We start from the raw sequence: 22,121 nt of genomic DNA, 5'->3' as shown, positions 1-22,121 counted from the left end.
TGGCGTTCTCATATAATGCACAATAGATTGGTATTGTTTATATAAATTTTCAGTTGAAAGTTATTCCAATAAAAAGTGCTTGAATTTTCTGATAATTTATATTAATATAAATGCATGTATATTAAACTACATAATTAGGGGGAGAAATATTGAAAAAAAGAAAACTTATTTCAAGTGTACTAGCAATTTTGCTTGTTGCATCAATTTTAATGTTTGCGGGATGTTCAAATGGCGAAAAGGAAACAAGTGGTGACGACAGTGAAGTTATCAAGATTGGTACTTTCGGTCCACTTACAGGGCCTGTTGCAGCTTATGGATCAGTAATGGTTAATAGTGCAAAGCTTGCAATTGATGAAATTAATGAAAATGGCGGTATTGACGGAAAACAAATACAACTTATTGATTATGATACAAAAGCAGATGCTTCAGAAGCTGTAAATATCTATAATAAACTTCGAGATCAAGATGAAGTAGTAGCAATAATAGGTGGTACTATAAGTGGTGAAACTTTAGCAGTAAAAGAATTAGCAATTGCTGATGGTATGCCAATGCTTACACCTACTGCAACACACTTAGATGTTACATTGGATGCACCTTCTATCTTTAGAGCGTGTTATACAGATCCATATCAAGGAGCTGCTATAGCCAAATATTCAATTGAAAATTTAGATGGAAAATCTGCAGCTATATTGTATAATACTGATGATTCATATTCAGTTGGACTTGCAGAAACTTATAAAGAGTCTTTTGAAGAAGCCGGTTTAGAAATAACAAATTTCGAAGGTTATACTGCTAATGAAGTTGACTATAGTGCTATTCTTAGTAATGTAAAAGACAAAAATCCAGATATAATATTCTTGCCAGATTACTATGATACAGTTGGTAAAATTGCAACTGCAATTAGAAATATGGGACTTGAACAAATTGTTGTAGGTGTAGATGGTTGGGATAGTGTAGAAATAAACTATGCTGAACAAGTAGAAGGATATTACTTTGTAAATCACTTTGCAAAAACTGATAAAGCTGATATTGTACAAAACTTTATTTCAGCATACAAAACAAAATATAATACTGATCCAAATGCATTAGGTGCTCTAGGTTACGATGCAGCTTATGTATTGGTAGAAGCAATAAAAGCAGCAGGTTCTACTGATAGTGAGGCTATAGTAGCAGCTCTATCAAAAATTGAGTATAGTGGAGTTACTGGAACTATTAGATTTGACGATCAAGGAGATGTTACTCAAAAAGATATAGCTATAATAAAAATAGTTGATGGAGATCACGAATTATTAGAAAAAATCGTAGTTGAGTAATTATTAACTAAAAAACTATTATATAGGGTTGCCATATAGGAGAGGATAACCTCTCCTATATGCATTATAAAGATTGCGAAAGGAGGGATACAAATGTTGCTAATACAACAATTAATTAACGGACTTCAAGTCGGTAGCATATATGCTGTTATAGCGCTAGGTTATACTATGGTTTATGGAATCATTAAACTTATTAACTTTGCACATGGCGAGGTAATGATGATGGGAGCATATTTTGCTTTTTTGGCAGCAGTAGCCGGGATGCCTATATGGGCAGTATTTCTTATTTCTATGGTTCTCTCAGCTATATTAGGTATGGTAATTGAGCGTGTCGCTTACAAACCGTTACGAAGTGCTCCGAGAATTTCATCATTAATTACTGCCATAGCTATGAGTTTGTTTCTACAGAATTTGGCATTATTCATTTTTAAGGCAGATCCTAAAGTTATGCCTACTATCATTAAAAACAATCCTGTCACTATTGGATCGCTACAGATTAGTAATATTACTATAATAACATTCCTCGTTTCGGTGGTTTTCATGGTGATTTTAACAATATTTATAAGCAAAACAAAATCTGGAAAAGCAATGAGAGCTGTTTCCCAAGATACAGAGGCTGCTATGCTTATGGGCATAAATGTAAATTCGACTATATCATTAACATTTGCAATAGGTTCTGCATTAGCTGCATTAGGTGGAATTTTATATGCTATTGCATATACACAAGTAATGCCGACAATGGGACTTTTGCCAGGGCTAAAAGCATTTGTAGCTGCAGTTTTAGGTGGGATTGGAATTATACCAGGAGCCATGATTGGTGGATTTATTTTAGGATTTATTGAAACTCTAACAAAGGCATACATATCAAGCCGATGGGCTGATGCCATAGTATTTGGAATTTTAATTGTCGTTCTATCTGTTAAACCAACAGGTATATTAGGTAAGAACATAAGGGAGAAGGTGTAGCTATGAAAAATAAGAATAAAAAGTCTTATTTGATAAATGGATTAGCTTTGGTTCTTTTATTTATTCTTCTGAATGTACTTATAAAAAATAATGTTATAAGTAGATATTACCAAGGCATTATGGTTTTTGTCTTTATAAATGTTATTGTTGCAAGTAGCTTGAATCTAACAATCGGATTTTTGGGTCAATTAGCTCTTGGTCATGCTGGATTTATGGCAATAGGTGCTTATGGATCAGCATTGTTTTCTATGTATATTAAAGAAATGGCACTACCTCCAACGGCACTACTCATCACTTCTTTACTAGTAGGAGGATTACTAACAGGAATCATTGGTTATCTTATAGGACTTCCTGCACTTAGATTGCGAGGAGATTATTTAGCTATAATAACTCTTGGCTTTGGGGAAATAATTAGGGTTATAATCAATAATTTAAAAATAACTAGAGGTGCTCATGGTCTTACTGGAATTGATAAACTAGTAAATGTTACAAATTCGTTTTGGATTGCCGTAGTGGTAATTGTAATACTGTATGCTATTATAAATTCTAGGCATGGAAGGGCAATTATGTCTATTAGAGAAGACGAAATTGCGGCTGAAGCAGTTGGGATTAACACTGTAAAATATAAATCAATGGGATTTACTATCTCAGCTTTTTTTGCAGGTATTGGTGGTGGCCTATTTGCTCATTATATGGCATATTTAGATCCTAATACATTCAATTTTATGAAATCAGTAGAGATAGTTACGATAGTTGTTTTAGGTGGAATGGGCAGTCTTACAGGTACGATCATAGCATCTGTAGTATTAACAGCTTTGCCAGAAATGCTAAGAGGGTTTGCTGAATATAGGTTGTTAGTATATTCTTTTGTACTTATAATAATGATGATATTTAGACCTCAAGGTATACTTGGAAGAAAAGAATTTTCGATTAATGGATTAATAAAACATTCTAAAAACATAATTAAAAAGACTGGTGATAATGCAGAAGGGGGAGAACTCTGATGGCGTTATTAGAAGTAAAAGACCTAAAAATTAAATTTGGAGGTCTAACAGCAGTAGATGAGTTTAGTATTTCTATAGAAAAAAATGAATTAGTAGGACTAATAGGTCCTAATGGTGCTGGAAAAACCACGGTGTTTAATATGCTTACTGGTGTATATCTTCCAACTTCAGGTACAATAACTCTTGATGGTCAAGATATTGTAGGCAAAAGACCCTATGATATAGTTAGCTACGGAGCTGCTAGAACATTTCAAAACATTAGGTTATTTAAAGATCTTACAGTTATTGATAATGTGAAAATTGCATATCACAAACAAATGAAATACAACATGATTGAAGGGATATTTCGATTACCTTCCTATTGGAAAGAAGAAAAAATAGCTAATGACTATGCCATAGAGCTATTAGATATATTTGATATGAAGCCATATGCGGATTCTTTAGCAAAGAACCTTCCTTATGGGAAACAAAGAAAATTAGAAATAGCTAGAGCGCTAGCTACTGGTCCTAAAATACTAATGTTAGATGAACCAGCAGCAGGGATGAATCCTCAAGAAACAAAAGAGTTAATGGAGACTATTGATTTAATTAGGAATAAATTTAATATAGCTATACTTTTAATTGAACACGATATGAGTCTAGTTATGGGTATATGTGAAAAAATTACAGTTATAGATTATGGTAAAATCATTTGCGTTGGTAATCCTGAACAAATTAAATGTGACCCAAATGTAATCAAAGCTTATCTAGGAGAATAGGAGGAGAATTATACATGTTGCAAGTCGAAAATTTAAATGTACACTATGGTAAAATCCATGCTATTAAAGGTATAAGCTTTGATGTAAAGCAAGGTGAAATAGTATCCTTAATCGGTGCTAATGGTGCTGGAAAGACAACGATTCTTCATACAGTGTCAAAAATGATTAAGCCTTCAAGTGGTTCAATTACATTTAAAGGGCAGAATATGAGTAATGTTGTTCCTCAAAAGATGGTTGAAATGGGTATGGCACATGTTCCTGAGGGTAGAAGGGTATTTTCTCAGATGACAGTACAGGAAAATCTTGAAATGGGTGCATACTCAAGAAAAAAAAATAAGGTTGAATTTGAAAGTGATTTAGACGAAATATTTACCAGATTTCCACGTCTAAAAGAAAGAAGAAAACAACATGCTGGAACTCTTAGTGGAGGGGAACAGCAAATGCTTGCTATTGGAAGGGCTTTAATGTCCCGACCAGAAGTACTTCTTCTCGATGAACCTTCTATGGGATTAGCACCAATTTTAGTAGATCAAATTTTTAATATTATCGAAAGTATAAATAAATCAGGTACTACGATTCTTCTTGTTGAACAGAATGCTAATAGGGCACTACACATTTCAAATAGAGCATACGTCTTAGAGACTGGTAAAATTGTTATGCAAGGATTAGCAAAAGATTTAATAGAAAATGACGATATTAAAAAGGCGTATTTAGGTGGTTAAATAGAAGAGGAACTGTTATTTAATTAACAGTTCTTCTTCTATACAATTAATTAAAATCTGTGTTTTTATTGAACAATTCAATCTTGAGTGTACATATAAAAATACATTGTACTATGATATAAATTTCTTTATAATATTATATAAAATAATTTCCACAATACTAGATTAAGGGTGAGGAAAATGCAGAAATACGGTTTACCTATAAGACAGGGACTATATGATCCAAAATTCGAACACGATGCGTGTGGAATGGGTTTTGTAGTTAATATAAAAGGACAAAAGTCTAATAGCATCATAGATGAAGCTTTAACAGTACTAGAAAATCTTAATCATAGAGGTGCTAGTGGGGCAGATGAAAATACAGGTGATGGTGCTGGAATATTGGTACAAATACCTCATGAATTCTTTAAAAGAGAATGTGAAGTATTAGGTTTTGATTTACCTGATCTAGGATCGTATGGAGTAGGAATGATTTTTGCCCATAAGTATGATGATTTTAGAAAAGTGCAAAGAGAAGCTTTTGAAAAGATTGTAGCAGAAGAGGGACAAAAAATACTAGGTTGGCGAGAAGTACCTATTGACAAGTCAGCTATTGGATCAACTGCAGAAGCGGCAATGCCTAGATTTATTCAAGTATTTATAGAAAAAGATCAAGCTGTAACTACAGATATGGATTTTGAAAGAAAACTATATGAAATAAGAAAACAAGCTGAAAAAACTATTATGCCTTTGTGTGAAAGCAAGGGAGGTACTTTTTATATCTCAAGCCTTTCATGTAAGACATTAGTTTATAAAGGCATGTTAACGGCTGGACAACTTAGAGACTTCTATTTGGATTTAGCAGATTTAGATTTTAAATCAGCATTAGCTATGGTTCATTCAAGATTTAGTACAAATACTTTTCCAAGTTGGGAGAGAGCACATCCTAATAGATACATTGTTCATAATGGAGAAATCAACACTATTAGAGGTAATGTAAACTGGATGAGAGCGAGACAGAAAGGTCTTAATTCACCTTTATTTGGATCTGATATAGAAAAAGTTTTCCCTATTGTCGACGAATGTGGAAGCGATTCAGCAATGTTTGACAATAGCTTGGAGTTCTTGTATTTAGGAGGTCGTTCCTTACCTCACGCAGTGATGATGATGATACCAGAACCTTGGGAAAAAAATGCACAAATGTCTGCAGAAAAAAAGGCATTTTATGAATATCATAATTTTTTAATGGAACCTTGGGATGGTCCAGCTGCAATGGGTTTTACTGATGGAGATATTATTGGAGGAGTTTTAGATAGAAATGGACTTAGACCTTCAAGATACTATGTAACAAAAGATGATAGGGTGATTATGGCATCTGAAGTAGGTGTAATAGACGTGAAACCAGAGAATGTAAAATATAAGGGACGTCTTGAACCAGGCAAGATGCTACTAATAGATACTAAAGAAAAACGAATTATTTCTGATGATGAAATTAAAGCAAAAATCGCTGAAGAAAACCCATATATGAAATGGGCAAAAGATCACTTGTTACCTATATCAGATTTATCAACTAGTGAAAATCAAAGTATACCTGATAAAGCATCTTTGATTAAAAGACAAAAATCTTTTGGTTACACTTATGAAGATTTGACAATGACTGTTATACCAATGGCTATAGAAGGAATTGACCCTATTGGTGCAATGGGTATGGATTCCCCTTTAGCAGTTTTATCTGAAAAACCTCAAATGTTATACTTGTATTTCAAACAATTGTTTGCTCAAGTTACAAATCCTCCAATAGATGGTATTAGAGAGGATCTTATAACCTCAAGCAAAACCCTCGTAGGAACATTAGGTAACCTTCTAGAGGTTGAATCAGATCATTCAAAGGCTATTACCTTAGACCATCCAATAATTACAAACGAACAATTGGCTAGTATAAAAGAGTTAAAAGATTCTGGTTTTAAAGTGGTTACAATATCTATGCTCTATGATCCCAACGAAGGTTCACATGGTATAGAGAAAACAATGAAAAAGATATTTAGAGCAGCAGATAAAGCTATTAGATATGGTGCAAACATATTAATATTATCTGATAAAGGTGTAAATGAAGATAATGCAGCCGTGCCAGCTTTACTAGCTAGTGCAGGTTTACATCATCACTTAATAAGAGAAGAAAACAGGACAAAAGTTGGTATTGTATTAGAATCAGGTGAGCCAAGAGAAGTACATCACTTTTGTACATTAGTTGGATATGGCGTGACAGCAATAAATCCTTATTTGGCATTTGAAAGTATACAAGATTATCATTCGAAAGGATTATTGAAAGGCTTAGACTTTGAGAGTGCAAAAAATAACTATATAAAAGCTGTAGTAAAAGGCATGATGAAGGTTTTATCTAAGATGGGTATTTCCACTATGAGAAGTTATCATGGTGCACAAATATTTGAGATAATAGGAATTAGCCAAACGGTTGTAGACAAGTACTTCACAGCTACTCCAACGCGTATTGAAGGAATTGGATTAGATGAAATTGCTCAAGAAACAAAAATGAGACATGAAAGTGGATTTAGTGAGAATTCACCTTATACAGATACCCTAGAAGTAGGAGGACATTTCCAGAGTAAGGACGATGGAGAACAACATATGTACAATCCAGAGTCTATATATATGTTGCAAAAAGCGGTTCGTTCTGGAAACTACGAATTATTTAAAGAATTTTCCAAAAGGATGAATAAAGAAGAAATATACTCTATTAGAGGACTTATAGATTTTGACTTTGCAGGTGGTGACATCATACCAATAGAAGAAGTAGAATCCGCTGAGTCTATTGTGAAAAGATTCAAAACTGGTGCCATGTCTTACGGTTCCATTAGTATAGAGGCTCATGAAGCCTTAGCTATTGCTATGAACAGGCTAGGTGGAAAGAGTAATACTGGTGAAGGTGGAGAAGATATTGGACGATTTTTGCCAATGGAAAATGGTGATTCGAAATGCAGTGCAATTAAGCAGGTGGCATCAGGGAGATTTGGTGTAACTAGCAATTATCTTGTAAATGCAAAAGAGATTCAAATTAAAATGGCACAAGGTGCAAAACCTGGTGAAGGTGGTCAATTACCTGGACGAAAAGTATATCCTTGGGTAGCTAAAGTAAGACAATCCACTCCAGGAGTAGGGCTTATATCTCCACCACCACATCACGATATATATTCAATAGAAGATTTAGCAGAGCTAATTCACGATTTAAAAAACGCCAATAAGGACGCTAGAATCAATGTAAAATTAGTATCTGAAGTCGGGGTTGGTACAATTGCAGCAGGGGTTGCAAAAGGAAAGGCAGACGTTATTTTAATAAGTGGTTATGACGGAGGTACAGGTGCGGCTGCAAGAACTAGTATAAGAAATGCAGGTTTGCCTTGGGAATTAGGACTAGCTGAAGCGCATCAAACACTGTTGTTAAATAGGCTTAGAGATCGTGTGAGATTAGAAACCGATGGGAAGTTATTAACTGGTAAAGATGTTGCAATAGCAGCTCTATTAGGTGCAGAAGAATATGGGTTTGCAACTACTCCACTTATTGCATTAGGTTGTATAATGATGAGAGTATGTGATTTAAATACTTGTCCTGTAGGTGTTGCTACTCAAGATGCAGAACTAAGAAAAAATTTCAATGGAAAGCCAGAATATGTTGTTAATTTCATGATGTTTATAGCTCAAGAAATGCGAGAAATAATGGCAAGATTAGGATTTAGAACTATAGATGAGATGATAGGTAGATCTGATAGATTAAAGTCAAAAGAATCTATGAAAAATTGGAAGACAAAAGGAATAGACTTATCTAGAATACTATACCAGCCATATATGGAAGACACTAATAATAGACACTGTACGAAAAAACAAAATCATTCAATAGATGAATCTCTAGATATGAGGAAATTACTTAGAATGTGTAAACCTGCACTAGAGAATAAGAAAGCAATAAAAAGTAAACTTGAAATAAATAACACTGATAGAGTGGTAGGTACTATAGTAGGAAGTGAAATATCAAAAAGATATGGTGAAGAAGGATTGCCAGAAGACACAATTCAATTGACATTTGTGGGTTCTGCTGGTCAAAGCTTTGGAGCTTTTATACCAAGAGGAATGAAATTAACACTAGAAGGTGATTCTAATGACTATATTGGCAAAGGGTTATCTGGTGGTAAAATAGTCGTATATCCTTCAAAGAATTCCGATTTTATACCTAATGAGAATATATTAATAGGTAATGTTGCATTTTATGGAGCAACTCAAGGAGAAGCTTATATTAATGGTGTTGCAGGAGAAAGATTCTGTGTTAGAAATAGTGGTGTAAATGCAGTAGTTGAAGGTGTCGGAGATCATGGGTGTGAATATATGACCGGTGGTAGAGTTGTTGTTCTGGGCAAGACAGGTAGAAATTTTGCAGCCGGAATGTCTGGTGGGATTGTGTATGCTCTAGACTTTGATGGTATTTGCTGTAATCAAGCAATGGTGGATATGGATGAAATTGTTGATATTAAAGAGCAACAAGAGGTAAAAGCCATGATTGAAAAACATGTAGAGTATACTAATAGTCCATTAGGTACAACGATATTACAAGACTGGGAAAAAAATGTAGGAAGATTTACTAAAGTAATTCCAAGTGACTATAAGAGAATGATTAAAAATATTGAAACAGCTTATGCTTCTGGATTAGATGGCGATGATGCATTAATGGCTGCATTTGAAGAAAATCATAAAAATATCAATAGAAAGTCTGGAAACTAAAGGAGGGATTTAGTAATGGGAAAGTATACAGGTTTTTTAGAGTATGAAAGAGTAAATCCGGCAAAGAGACCTCCTGAAGAGAGAATTAATGACTGGAATGAACTTAAAATAAGACAAGATAACGATGAACTTTCAAAACAGGGTGCTCGATGTATGGACTGTGGTATACCTTTTTGCCACGGTGGTGTGTTATTAAATGGAATGGCAGCAGGTTGCCCAGCTCGAAATTTAATACCAGAGTGGAATGACTTAGTGTATACAGGTCAGTGGGAAGATGCTTATAAACGACTTATTAGAACCATGCCGTTTCCAGAATTTACAGGTAGAGTGTGTCCAGCTCCTTGTGAAGGTTCTTGTACCGAGGGATATATATTAGAAGCAGTAGCTATAAATAATATAGAACAAGAAATAATTGATAGGGCATTTGAAGAAGGTTGGGTGAAAAATAACAAGCCAACTAAAAGAACTGGTAAGAAAATTGCAGTAGTAGGATCTGGTCCATCCGGGCTAGCAACTGCTTATTATCTTAATGCTGTAGGTCACTTAGTAACAGTATATGAGAGAAATGATCGAATAGGTGGACTACTTATGTATGGAATACCTAATATGAAATTAGATAAGAAGGTAGTACAAAGAAGAGTAGATTTATTATCGGAATCTGGGGTACAGTTTATTACAAATACAGAGGTTGGAATAGATATTTCATCAGAGGAACTAGTAGACAAGTATGATGCAGTGATACTGTGTTGTGGTGCTACAAAACCTAGAGCACTTACTGTAATAGGGGCTGACTTAATGGGCGTTCATAATGCGGTAGATTTCTTAAAAGCTAATACTAAAAGTTTGCTAGATTCAAAATTATCAGATGAAAAACACATCTCAGCAAAAGATAAAAATATTATTGTCATCGGTGGTGGCGATACGGGAACAGATTGTGTAGCAACATCTATTAGACATGGTTGTAATACAGTTTATCAATTTGAAATCATGCCTGAACCACCATCATCTAGACAAGGAGATAATCCTTGGCCTGAATGGCCTAAAAAGCTTAAAGTAGATTATGGTCAAGAAGAAGCGATTCACTTATACGGTAGTGATCCTAGAAACTACAATATAAATACTAAAAAAATTGTAGGTAATAGTAAAGGTGAAGTAACGGAAGTACACACTGTTAATGTAGTTTGGGAAAAAGATTCAAATGGAAGATTTGGACCGCAAGAAGTACCAGGAAGTGAAAAAGTATGGAAAGCTGATATTGTCCTTATTGCAATGGGATTTTTAGGACCAGAAGATACCATAGCAGATGAGTTGCATTTAGATAGAGATGGTAGAAGCAATATTAAAGCAGATTATGAAAAATTTGAAACGAATATAGATAAAGTATTTGTAGCAGGGGATTGCCGACGGGGTCAAAGCTTAGTAGTATGGGCAATACAAGAAGGTAAACTCGTAGCTAGAGAAGTTGATAAGCATTTAATGGGAAGTACGGTACTGAAATAACAAAAGAAACTAGCTAAATTAGTTCCTTGTAATCTAGGCAGTTGTTAAATATATAGAAAATAATAAGAAGGACCTTGGGGTCCTTCTTATTATTCTTAAAAGAGGAGATATGTAATTGATAAATTTATGTAATTTGACTCTAAAATTCACTATTAATGGATTAATTGTATAATACTAGAGTAAAGTAACCTACTCCTTTTTCACCACCGTTATAGGTCATTTTTTCTTTCATGGACATACGAACTACATCAATTCCACTACCTTCCATAGAATATTGTATTTTATCTGGAAAAAGGCAGGGTTTACCTAATAAGGCAGTACAACTTTCACATACAGTACAAGGTCCTGCGCCCATTACCATAATAGGATCGTTTTCAAACGATCTTCGGAGAGCTTTAATCGATGTAGCAACTAATTCTATAGAGTCCATCATTTCTTTTCTTGTTCTTATAGGTACTATTTTGTTAATTAAAAATCCGTTCTGAAATTTTGATACTCTCTCTTTGCTTTCCTCTACACTTCCACCTTTACACGTGTGACTTTTTCCATAATTACCACATATGTTTCTAGAACATTGGTTAAAAACATCGTTAGAAAAAATGATATCACTGATTTTAATTTCTTTATATTCGTCAAAACCTATTTCTTTGAATACTTCTATTAAACGATTTTTCATTATATTAATCACTCCGAATAGATTTATTTAAGTATATATAAGATTATTATATTATACGCATAGGAGCTATTCAAGGATAATTAAAAACAGAACAGCTACTGGTACTTGTAAAAATCTCTGTTAATAAATATAAGAGATACATTAAATCTTAAAAAAATATTTATAATGAATTTGCTGCTAGTTGAATATACTATGAAAAGTTGAGTACTCTTATTAATAAGATAATAATTTGTATTAATCTACAATACTTAAATTTATACAAGTTTGGGTTTAACAGAGAAGTAGTCTGAAAAGGTGATTGGGATGAACATATATACTTAGATAAACAGATGGGAAACTACAAAAATGTAAAAAATTGTGTAAAACGTTTACAATACAAAGTATATATGATATGTTTTTATTATAGAAATGATTAGACAGTAAAAATAGCTAGATTTACAAAATTCAGGAGGTGTATTATGTATACATTGAAACCAATTTCCAATCGAGTTAAAAAAATGCGTAATAAATATCGAGAGACTCAACCAGAAATATGTATAGCTCGTTATAAGCTTATCACAGAATTTTACATGGAGAACCCCGATATCACAGGTAGCATGAAGCGCGCTAAAAACTTTAAGAATATCTGCGAGAACATACCAGTACGCATAGATGAAGATGAAGTAATTGTAGGAGCACAGTCGTCTAAATACCGTGCATGTGCTCTTTATCCAGAAAATGCAATTGATTGGCTTATTGATGAAGTAGAGAGTAGATATATATCTACAAGAGATATAGATCCATATATTCTTTCAGAGGAAGATAGAGAATACATATTAAGTACAGGTGATTTTTGGATGAAAGAATGCATGAGTGCCAAGACAGATGCTTATATACCAGATGGATATTTTAAGCATTGCGGTAATGGTATTACGTTTTTTGGGCCAAAAGGGCAAAGTGCATCGCCAGTAGGCCATTTCTGTGCCAACTATAAAAACGCTATAAATAAAGGGTTTGGAGCAATAAAAGCTGAAGCTGATTCCTACATTAAAGATATGGAGGATAATGGGATATTCGGAGAAACGATAGATAAGTATAATTTTTATCGTTCTATATCTATTGTATCAGAGGGAATGATAATTCTGACAAAAAGATATGCTCAACTAGCACAAAATCAAGCAAAAACAACGACAGATCCTAAACGAAAAAAAGAGTTAGAAGCCATGGCAGATAGTCTAAATTGGGTGATGGATAATCCTTGTAGAAGTTTTCAAGATACCATTCAAACATTATTCATGTACCAAACATGCATGTGTCTAGATGCTTGTATGCATGGTATAAGTTTTGGGCGTGTTGATCAATATCTTATAGATTATTATGAAGCTGATATAGCCAATGGTACAATTACACCAGAACAAGGGCAGGAGTTAATGGATTTATTCTATCTAAAGGTAGCAGAAATGAATAAGCCATGGAGCTACGGAGCAACGCAATCAAATCCTGGTTATACCAGTGGGCAATTGATGACTATGGGTGGTATTAAAGAAGATGGTACTGATGCTTCTAATGCAGTAACTTACATGATGCTACAAGCGTCTGGGCGACTACTTTTACATGATCCACCTCAGGCTTTGAGAATACATAAAGACACTCCTGCGGAGTTGTGGGAAGCTGCATTAGAAACCACAAAAATTGCAGGCGGAGTACCTACCTTTGAGAATGATGATCTGATAATACCTGCATTAATGAGTAGAGGGCTTTCCCTTGAGAGTGCACGTAATTATTGTCTTATCGGTTGTGTAGAGCCTGCAGGATGTGGTGATGAATGGCCTGCCTGTGGTGGTACAGGAACTGAAACATATTGGAATATGGCAAATGCCCTATGGCTTGGAATAAACAATGGTAAGAATCCTATGGGATTCTTCGGTATGCCACCTAGTGAAGAGAGCTGTGGGTTGGAAACTGGTTACCTCTATGAAATGAATACCTTTGAAGATGTATTAGAAGCTTTTAAGAAACAAACAGAATTCTTTGTCAAATGGCATGCTAGTAGTATAAATTCTTTTGAATATGTAGCTAGGCAAGTTTTACCATTACCAGTGGTATCAGCTACAATGGAAGGTTGCCTAGAAAAAGGAATGGATGTAATGTATGGAGGTGCTAAGTACAATTCAACAGGTATTGCAGGGGTAGGCATTGGTAATGTAGCAGATTCTCTTGCCATGATCAAACACTTAGTATATGATGAAAAAATTTGCACTTCAAGAGAATTGTATGATGCCCTAAAATCAAACTGGGAAGGCCACGAAAAATTACAGGAGTATATTATATATAAAGCTCCACATTATGGAAATGGAGATAAAGAAATTGATAAGTATGCAAGATGGGCATCTGATGTATTCGCCAATGCTGTTAACTCATGCACCGGTCCTAGGGGAAGGTTTAGTGCAGGGTTATATCCGGTTACAACAAATATAATATTTGGAAAATTAACAGCCGCTACTCCTGATGGACGATTTGCAGGAGAACCATTGGCTGATGGGATATCACCAGTTCAACAAATGGAGAAAAATGGACCAACGGGTGTACTATTGTCTGTTGCAAATATTGATCAAAGCAAGTATCCTAATGGTACATTGTTAAATATGAAATTCCATCCAAGTGCTATGAAGGGAGAAGAAGGTGTAATAAAACTTACTAATCTCATCAAGACCTATTTCGGGATGGGGGGCATGGAAATGCAAATAAATATAATAAGTTCAGATGTTTTAACAGATGCTCAGGAGAATCCAGATGACTATAAAAACCTTATAGTTAGGGTAGCTGGCTTCAGTGCATACTTTGTTGAGTTACATATTGATGGACAGAATGACTTAATCCGTAGAACTGAATTAGCTATATAGATAAATGGAATAAAAGCTATATCAAACTAACATATAAAAAATGTCAATTTATATCTATTACGAAAGTTTGTAAAGTGATATAATAGAATTTGTAAACATGTTAATTTAGTAGTAAGTTAGCACTAATGGTCAAAAATACTAGGAGGTTTTACGATGAAAGAAGTCTATGATTTTTTAAAGAGTTGTCAGACATATTATCTAGCTACGGTTGAAGGAGATGAACCAAAGGTTAGACCTTTTGGAACTGTTGATATATTTGAGGATAAACTATACATTCAAACAGGAAAAGTAAAAGAGGTATCAAAGCAGATGCAGGCAAATCCTAAAATTGAAATTTGTGCTTTTGGTGGTGGAGAGTGGATTCGTATCGCTGCAACAGCCATTAGGGATGAGCGAATCGAGGCAAAACAACATATGTTAGACGAGTATCCTGGTTTAAAGGATAGATATAAGGTAGATGATGATAACACAGAAGTCTTATATCTTAAAGATGCTGTTGCAACTTTTTATTCATTTACGACAGAGCCTCGTGTGACTAAATTCTAAATATATATAGGGTGACATATAAAATTGTTACAAATAACTATATAAGAAAAAGTGAACAATATAAAAATAGATTGAAAAATAATTCGATTTTTTGTTGACATTTTTTCTGTAAGCGAATATAATATAGTTAATTAAAAGTTAATAATTTTGATCGATGCAGATCTGTATATCTAATATATACAGATCTTTTTTTATATCAATTATATAATATAAATCTATTTATGATTTGTAAAGATATAATGGTTAAAGCATTTATCAAGTAATAACGTTTGTATGACGACGGAGTCTATATTTTATAAAATATAGACTCCGTTTTTTAATTACCGCGAAGGCAAGAAGCCAAGCGATAGCGTCGAAGACGCATTTTCATATGATTGAAAGTATGACTTAGCTTGCTGAAGTCAAATAAGAAATCATATGAAAATAATACGTGAAAGACGTAGATCATTTGGGGACTACTCGTATGACAGAGAAACTCTTAGAGCATGTTATTGGGGTGAATTTAAAAAAATAAAGGAGGTAGTGAAAATGTCTGAAAAAATTAGCAAAATTGAAATCGTCATTAAGGGGAGTAAATTTGAAGAATTAAAAGATGCGTTGAATGAAATTGGTATTACCGGTATGACGGTAACACAAGTACTGGGATGTGGTATGCAGAAAGGTAAAACTGAGTTCTACAGAGGTACTGAGTATAAAATAGATCTACTACCTAAAGTAAAAGTAGAAGTAGTAGTATCTTCTGTACCAGTAGATGATGTTGTAAGAGTTGCACAAGAAGTAGTGGGAACTGAAGTAGGTTCAGGTAAAATATTTGTTTATGATGTTTCTGAAGTTATACGATTAAGAACTGGTGAAAGAGGTTCTGCAGCATTAAGTTAAAAGGAAAAATTGAAATTATAACATAAAAAGTAGCAAGCAAAGCTTGTAATAATTATTAAACTGGAGGGGTAATAATGGATTTAGCAATTTCTATAGATACTATATGGGTATTATTTGGAGCAACATTAGTGTTTTTTATGCAAGCAGGTTTTGCTATGGTTGAGACAGGATTTACAAGGTCAAAGAATGTAGGCAATATTATCATGAAAAATCTAATGGACTTTTCAATTGGATCTCTTATTTTCTGGGCAGTAGGATTTAGCATAATGTATGGTGAGAGTATAGGTGGATTTATTGGTAAAGCGGATTTCTTTGTACGAGGTAGTTACGACTTTGGAATACCTACAGCGGCATTTTTAATATTTCAAACAGTATTTGCTGCAACAGCTGCTACAATAGTATCAGGAGCGATGGCAGAAAGGACAAAGTTTATAACTTACTGTATTTTTAGTTTTGTAATTTCCTTAGTGATATACCCAATAGCAGGTCATTGGATCTGGGGTGGTGGATTCCTAAGTGAACTTGGATTTATTGATTTTGCAGGATCGACAGCAGTTCATTCAGTTGGAGGCTGGGCAGCTTTAGTAGGAGCGATGATATTAGGACCAAGAATTGGGAAGTATGGCAAAGATGGTAAATCAAAAGTTATCCCTGGTCATAGTATTACATTAGGTGCATTAGGAGTATTCATTTTATGGTTTGGTTGGTTTGGATTTAATCCTGGATCTCAATTAGAGGCAGCAGGTTTAGAAAATGCCACAGCAATTTCCAATATATTTGTGACTACAAATTTATCAGCAGCAGCTGGTGCGGTAATCGCAATGGTATATACTTGGATAAAATATGGAAAACCAGACGTAAGCATGACATTAAACGGAGCTTTAGCAGGCTTAGTAGGTGTTACAGCAGGATGTGCAGTTGTATCGCCAACAGGTGCAGCTTTAATTGGTACAATAACAGGACTTGTAGTAGTAGCTTCTATTGAGTTTTTCGATCATAAATTAAAAATTGATGATCCTGTTGGAGCTATCAGCGTACATGGTATATGTGGAGCTATAGGAACACTTTTAGTAGGTGTATTTGCTTTAGAAGGCGGTCTGTTTTATGGTGGTGGTTTTACACAACTAGGTATCCAAGCTATAGGTGTGCTAACAGTTGCAGTATGGACTATTGGAACTTCATTTATTTTATTTAAAGTACTAGATAAAACAATCGGACTTAGAGTAACAGCAGAAGAAGAGTTAGAAGGACTAGACTTACATGAACATGGCATCGAAGGATATGCTGATTTTCAAATGAAGACAACAACAATAGTAGAGTAACATATAGAAAACACGAAAAAAGTGAGGCAACTCACTTTTTTTGTGCTTGTGAATTAACAATATAAAAAATCAATAAATATTATTAGAGTTATACAAAAAAAGACATTATTACATATTATGTAAAATGACAACGTTTACTTGACAGATACTTATAAATGATTATAAAATGGAATAACATTATGCTATAATATAAATAAGGTATAAACTACATATTGAGGTGATTCTGAATGAGTATGATAAAAATTACAATCGATGGACAGATACTAGAAGTTGCTGAAGGTACTACTATCCTTGAGGCTGCTAAAAAGATAGGTATAATTATTCCTACGTTTTGCCACCATGAATTATTAGATATAATTGATGGCGCAGCGTGTAGAATTTGTCTCGTTGAAATTGAAGGGGCGAAAAGCCTTGCACCATCTTGTGCTATTCCTGTGACAGATGGAATGGTAGTATACACAGATAGCGAAAGTGTAAGAAGTTCAAGAAGAACAGTGTTGGAATTATTATTATCAAAACATCCTTTAGATTGTATGACTTGTGTGCAAGCTGGCAAGTGTAAATTGCAAGATTATTGTTATCAATACGGCGTGAAAAGTGCTAACTTTAACAATGACGATGAAAAATTAGATAAACCAATTGATCACACAAATCAGTTTTATTACTATGATGAAAACAAATGTATTTTATGCGGTAAATGTGTACGAGTATGTTCACAGTTACAACAGGTCGGAGCTATTGGCTTAAGCGAGAGAGGTTATAACACTCATGTAGCGGTTCCTTTTGAATTAAAAATTAAAGATTCTACATGTGTATCATGTGGAAATTGTGTATCTAACTGTCCAGTTGGGGCATTAGTACCAAAACGTAAAGAGAAGTTTAGATATTGGGAAACTAACAAAGTTAAAACAACATGTTCATATTGTGGTGTTGGATGTCAAATGGATTTATTAGTAAAAGATAATAAGGTGGTTGAAGTTCAACCAAGTGATAAAGGATTAGCAAATAACGGTCTATTATGTGTAAAAGGTAAATTCGGATATAGATTTATTGATCACAAGGATCGACTAAAAACTCCACTTATTAAAAAAGAGGGTAAGTTTGTAGAAGCAACTTGGGATGAAGCCTATGATTTAATAGCTTCAAAAATCAAAGTTGCAAAAGAAGAATTTGGACCAGATTCAATAGCTGGATTTTCTTCTGCTAGGTGTACAAATGAAGAAAATTACTTATTTCAAAAGTTATTTAGAGGAGTAATAAGCACAAATAATGTTGATCATTGTGCTAGATTATGTCACGCTTCAACAGTGGCTGGATTAGCTACTACTTTAGGCAGTGGAGCTATGACAAATAGTAATTTTGAAGTATTAAACAGTGAAGTTATTTTTGTTACTGGCTCTAATACTACAGAGACTCATCCAGTAATTGGATCTCATATTAAGCAAGCTTTAAAAAGAGGAGCAAAATTAATTGTTGCTGAACCAAGAAGGATCGATCTTGCGGTGCATTCTGATATATTCCTTCAGATAACACCAGGAACGAATGTAGCTTTGTTTAATGGTTTGATGAATGTAATTATAGATGAAAATCTACAAGATAAAGAATACATAGAAAAAAACACAGAAAATTATGATGAATTAGTTAGTGTTATGAAAGACTATACTCCGGAAAGAGTAGCAGAAATTTGTGGTATAGATGCAGAAGATATACGAAAAGCTGCTAGAATGTACGCTAGTGTCGATAAAGCTTCTATTTTCTATTCAATGGGCGTTACACAGCATAGTACAGGAACTCAAGGTGTTATGAGTATTTCAAACTTAGCGTTACTTTGTGGAAATATTGGTAAAGAATCTGCGGGTGTAAATCCACTTAGAGGCCAGAATAACGTACAAGGTGCTTGTGATATGGGTGCATTGCCAGGAGATTTACCAGGTTATCAAAAGGTTGCGAATCCTGATGTAATTAACAAGTTCCAAAAAGCTTGGGGTGTAGAACTTTCTAATAAAGTTGGTCTTACTGTTACTGAGGTTATGACTAAGGGCTCAGAGGGTGACCTTAAGGTTCTGTATGTAATGGGAGAAAATCCAATGCTTTCTGATCCGGATATTAATCATGTGAAAGAAGCACTCGAAAAGATAGATTTTGTCGTAGTACAAGATATCTTTTTAACTGAGACAGCAGAATTAGCAGATGTAGTATTACCTGCAGCTAGTTTTGCGGAAAAAGAGGGTACATTCACTAATACGGAGAGAAGAATTCAGAGAGTACGAAAAGCTATCGATTGTATTGGAAATTCTAAACCAGATTGGGAAATATTAATGACATTAATGAACAAACTAGGATATGATAAAGTATATTCAAATGCTTCAGAGATTATGGACGAAATTGCATCTGTTACACCTTCTTATGGTGGAATATCTTTTGATAGAATTGATCAAGAAGGATTACAATGGCCATGTCCAGATAAAGATCATCCAGGTACTAAGTTTTTACACAAAGATGGTAAGTTTTCTAGAGGAAAAGGTTTGTTTAAACCAGCTGATTATATAAAAAGTGCCGAAAGTGCAGATAAAGATTATCCTTATATCTTAACTACAGGAAGGATGTTGTATCACTATCATACAGCGACTATGACTAAGAGAGTAGAAGGAATCAATAGATTATTCCCTCACTCTTATATGGAAATCCATCCTACTACGGCAAATAGACTTGGATTAGAAGATGGTTCGAAAGCAAAAGTTTCTTCAAGAAGAGGAGAAATAATTACTACAGTTACTATTACAGATAAAGTTGAGGAAGATGTTGTATTCATGCCTTTCCATTTTGCTGATGGCGCAGTAAATTATCTGACAAATTCTGTTGTAGATCCTACTGCTAAAATACCAGAGTTTAAAGTATCTGCTGTTAAAATAGAGCGTATAAAAGATTAGGTTTTTATAACTTGAATTTTTAATACACTCGTACAAAATAGATGATGATCTATTACAGGATGATAATAAAAATTGACAACAAAATAGAGATTAGATTCTAATAATACAGTAAGAAGTATCCGTGGAATATTTTCACGGATACTTCTATATCGATATTGAGAAAAAATGATTAATAATTGTAATCTAGCGTCTAATACATGCGCATTGCGTAAGGGGTGTAGATATGAAAAAGTTTGGAACAGCTATTATTCTTGCAGGCGGTAAAAGCAGTAGAATGGGATTTGATAAACAGCAATTAAATGTCGATAACAATCGATTAATCAATCATATTATTCACAAGCTATCTAAAGAATTTGATGAAATTATCGTAGTGACTAATACTCCTGCTTATTATAGTGGATTACCTTGCATAACTGTAGAGGATGAGATAGTTCAAAAAGGTCCTTTAAGTGGAATTCATATTGGCTTGAAAAAATCTAGTAGTGAGTATGCTTATGTTATTGCATGTGACATGCCAAATATTAAATTTGATTATATTAAATTCATGAAAGATAGAATTAATGAGACAAAATCTGATGCGTGTATTACTATGTTTGGAACCGAATGGATAGAGCCATTTAATGGGTTTTATTCTAAATCTATATTAAGTGATATAGAAAGTTATTTGCTAAGGGATAGAAAGTCAGTTTTTCATCTACTAAAGCAAGTAAATTGTTATTATATAGATGAAGTTAAAGCGAGAGAATACAGTCCTAATTGGGAAATGTTTTTAAATTTAAATACAAAAGAAGATCTAGAAAAATATGTAAATAATTCAATAAATAAATCAATAGGCTAGGTGACAGCAGATGAGAGAATCTAAAACTTACAAGATAATTAGAATACAAAATAATCAAGAACATATCATAGAAGATAAGATAGCAGTAGAGTACTCTCTATCTATCTATATTAATAGTACATACTTTGTGACACTACTATGTACCCCTAGCTCATTGGAAGCTTTAATAGTAGGTTTTTTACGATCTGAAGGGATTATTAAAGAGCTTAACGACATAAATGACATCAAAATAAATAAAGAGTCTTCAACGGCATATATTAAACTAAATTCACAGGACTTATTTGGATATAATGGAGATCATGTAATTTCAGAGAGAACTTTAACTACTGCTTGTGGAAAAGGAAGAACAGTATCATTTGCAGTGACAGAACCACAAAATGTATTGATCAATTCGATTAATATTGATCACCAGAGAATATCAGAGCTAGTTAAAGAATTTAGCCATGGATCAGAGTTATTTAAAGCTACTGGTGGAGTACATAGCTGTGCTATTTGTACTTATGAAGAAATTCTGTATTTTGAAGAGGATATTGGGAGACATAATGCTCTAGAAAAGGTGTTTGGAAAAGCATTTCTAGATGACGTAGATCTTCATGATAAGATAGTACTTACTACAGGTAGGATAACATCAGAAATTGTTAATAAAGTAATAAAACGTGGAGTGCCATTGCTAGTATCAAGATCAGCACCTTCAGATATAGCAATTGACTTAGCACATAAATCTAACTTAACCATAATTGGATTCGTGCGTGGGAATAAAATGAATATTTATCCCGCATTAACAGGCACTAAGACTCCCGCTTCAAGATTTCAAGACAGTTAAGAACGATAAGCGAGAGTTAAGTGCCTGTAAAAGCCCGATTGGCTCAACTAATACTCAGTAGGGTATGAAGAGCCCCTACTGAGTAAAGTTTCACTGTATCCCGCATTAACAGGCACTAAGACTCCCGCTTCAAGATTTCAAGACAGTTAAGAACGATAAGCGAGAGTTAAGTGCCTGTAAAAGCCCGATTGGCTC

15 protein-coding genes are annotated in these 22,121 nt (G+C 34.0%); 14 read left to right on the top strand and 1 reads right to left on the bottom strand.

Features of this window, described 5'->3' with window-relative positions; translation table 11 throughout:
- Positions 1 to 149 precede the first annotated feature (149 nt).
- The 7 genes from GC105_RS12945 (at position 150) to GC105_RS12915 (ending at position 11,030) form a co-directional block, all read left to right on the top strand.
- The gene (locus tag GC105_RS12945) at positions 150 to 1,313 is read left to right on the top strand and encodes an ABC transporter substrate-binding protein (RefSeq protein WP_246169841.1); all 1,164 of its coding nucleotides are present in this window, start codon (positions 150 to 152) and stop codon (positions 1,311 to 1,313) included.
- A 93-nt stretch (positions 1,314 to 1,406) separates the two neighbouring features.
- On the top strand, positions 1,407 to 2,279 hold the full coding sequence (locus GC105_RS12940; RefSeq protein WP_152805482.1) for a branched-chain amino acid ABC transporter permease: 873 nt from the start codon (positions 1,407 to 1,409) through the stop codon (positions 2,277 to 2,279).
- Positions 2,280 to 2,281: 2 nt separating this feature from the next.
- Complete coding sequence (locus GC105_RS12935; protein WP_152805479.1) at positions 2,282 to 3,283, top strand: branched-chain amino acid ABC transporter permease; 1,002 nt, start codon at positions 2,282 to 2,284, stop codon at positions 3,281 to 3,283.
- Complete coding sequence (locus tag GC105_RS12930; protein WP_152805477.1) at positions 3,283 to 4,041, top strand: ABC transporter ATP-binding protein; 759 nt, start codon at positions 3,283 to 3,285, stop codon at positions 4,039 to 4,041. Before GC105_RS12935 ends, GC105_RS12930 begins: the two co-directional genes overlap by 1 nt.
- A 14-nt stretch (positions 4,042 to 4,055) precedes the next feature.
- Positions 4,056 to 4,763: an ABC transporter ATP-binding protein gene (locus tag GC105_RS12925; RefSeq protein ID WP_152805474.1), complete on the top strand. Its 708-nt coding sequence runs from the start codon at positions 4,056 to 4,058 to the stop codon at positions 4,761 to 4,763.
- A gap of 180 nt (positions 4,764 to 4,943) precedes the next feature.
- Complete coding sequence (gltB, locus tag GC105_RS12920; protein WP_152805471.1) at positions 4,944 to 9,530, top strand: glutamate synthase large subunit; 4,587 nt, start codon at positions 4,944 to 4,946, stop codon at positions 9,528 to 9,530.
- Between the two features lie 15 nt (positions 9,531 to 9,545).
- Positions 9,546 to 11,030 carry a glutamate synthase subunit beta gene (locus GC105_RS12915; RefSeq protein WP_152805468.1) on the top strand — a complete coding sequence of 495 codons (1,485 nt, stop codon included), beginning with the start codon at positions 9,546 to 9,548 and terminating at the stop codon, positions 11,028 to 11,030.
- A gap of 160 nt (positions 11,031 to 11,190) precedes the next feature.
- Here the strand turns inward: GC105_RS12915 and GC105_RS12910 are convergent, their stop codons facing one another.
- Entirely contained in the window at positions 11,191 to 11,706 is a 516-nt protein-coding gene (locus GC105_RS12910; protein ID WP_152805465.1) for a DUF2284 domain-containing protein, read from the bottom strand.
- A 458-nt stretch (positions 11,707 to 12,164) separates the two neighbouring features.
- On the opposite strand from GC105_RS12910, the gene GC105_RS12905 reads away from it, so the two are divergent.
- The 7 genes from GC105_RS12905 (at position 12,165) to fdhD (ending at position 21,926) form a co-directional block, all read left to right on the top strand.
- On the top strand, positions 12,165 to 14,588 hold the full coding sequence (locus GC105_RS12905; RefSeq protein ID WP_152805462.1) for a glycyl radical protein: 2,424 nt from the start codon (positions 12,165 to 12,167) through the stop codon (positions 14,586 to 14,588).
- Positions 14,589 to 14,741: 153 nt separating this feature from the next.
- Positions 14,742 to 15,134: a pyridoxamine 5'-phosphate oxidase family protein gene (locus tag GC105_RS12900; protein WP_152805460.1), complete on the top strand. Its 393-nt coding sequence runs from the start codon at positions 14,742 to 14,744 to the stop codon at positions 15,132 to 15,134.
- Between the two features lie 528 nt (positions 15,135 to 15,662).
- Positions 15,663 to 16,013 (top strand): P-II family nitrogen regulator, encoded by a 351-nt coding sequence (locus GC105_RS12895; RefSeq protein WP_152805458.1) that lies wholly within the window; start codon positions 15,663 to 15,665, stop codon positions 16,011 to 16,013.
- Positions 16,014 to 16,087: 74 nt separating this feature from the next.
- Complete coding sequence (locus GC105_RS12890; protein ID WP_152805455.1) at positions 16,088 to 17,335, top strand: ammonium transporter; 1,248 nt, start codon at positions 16,088 to 16,090, stop codon at positions 17,333 to 17,335.
- 227 nt (positions 17,336 to 17,562) lie between these two features.
- Positions 17,563 to 20,265 carry a formate dehydrogenase subunit alpha gene (gene fdhF / locus GC105_RS12885; RefSeq protein ID WP_484476969.1) on the top strand — a complete coding sequence of 901 codons (2,703 nt, stop codon included), beginning with the start codon at positions 17,563 to 17,565 and terminating at the stop codon, positions 20,263 to 20,265.
- Positions 20,266 to 20,488: 223 nt separating this feature from the next.
- Positions 20,489 to 21,103 (top strand): molybdenum cofactor guanylyltransferase, encoded by a 615-nt coding sequence (gene mobA / locus GC105_RS12880; protein ID WP_152805453.1) that lies wholly within the window; start codon positions 20,489 to 20,491, stop codon positions 21,101 to 21,103.
- A gap of 10 nt (positions 21,104 to 21,113) precedes the next feature.
- Positions 21,114 to 21,926: a formate dehydrogenase accessory sulfurtransferase FdhD gene (gene fdhD / locus GC105_RS12875; protein ID WP_152805450.1), complete on the top strand. Its 813-nt coding sequence runs from the start codon at positions 21,114 to 21,116 to the stop codon at positions 21,924 to 21,926.
- The last annotated feature ends 195 nt before the right edge of the window (positions 21,927 to 22,121 follow it).

The sequence above is a fragment of the Alkalibaculum sporogenes genome (genome assembly GCF_009362815.1).
GTDB classification, from domain to species: Bacteria; Bacillota; Clostridia; order Eubacteriales; family Alkalibacteraceae; genus Alkalibaculum_A; species Alkalibaculum_A sporogenes.
Note: the sequence above shows the minus strand (reverse complement) of the source record. Positions and strands in the feature narration are given on the sequence as shown.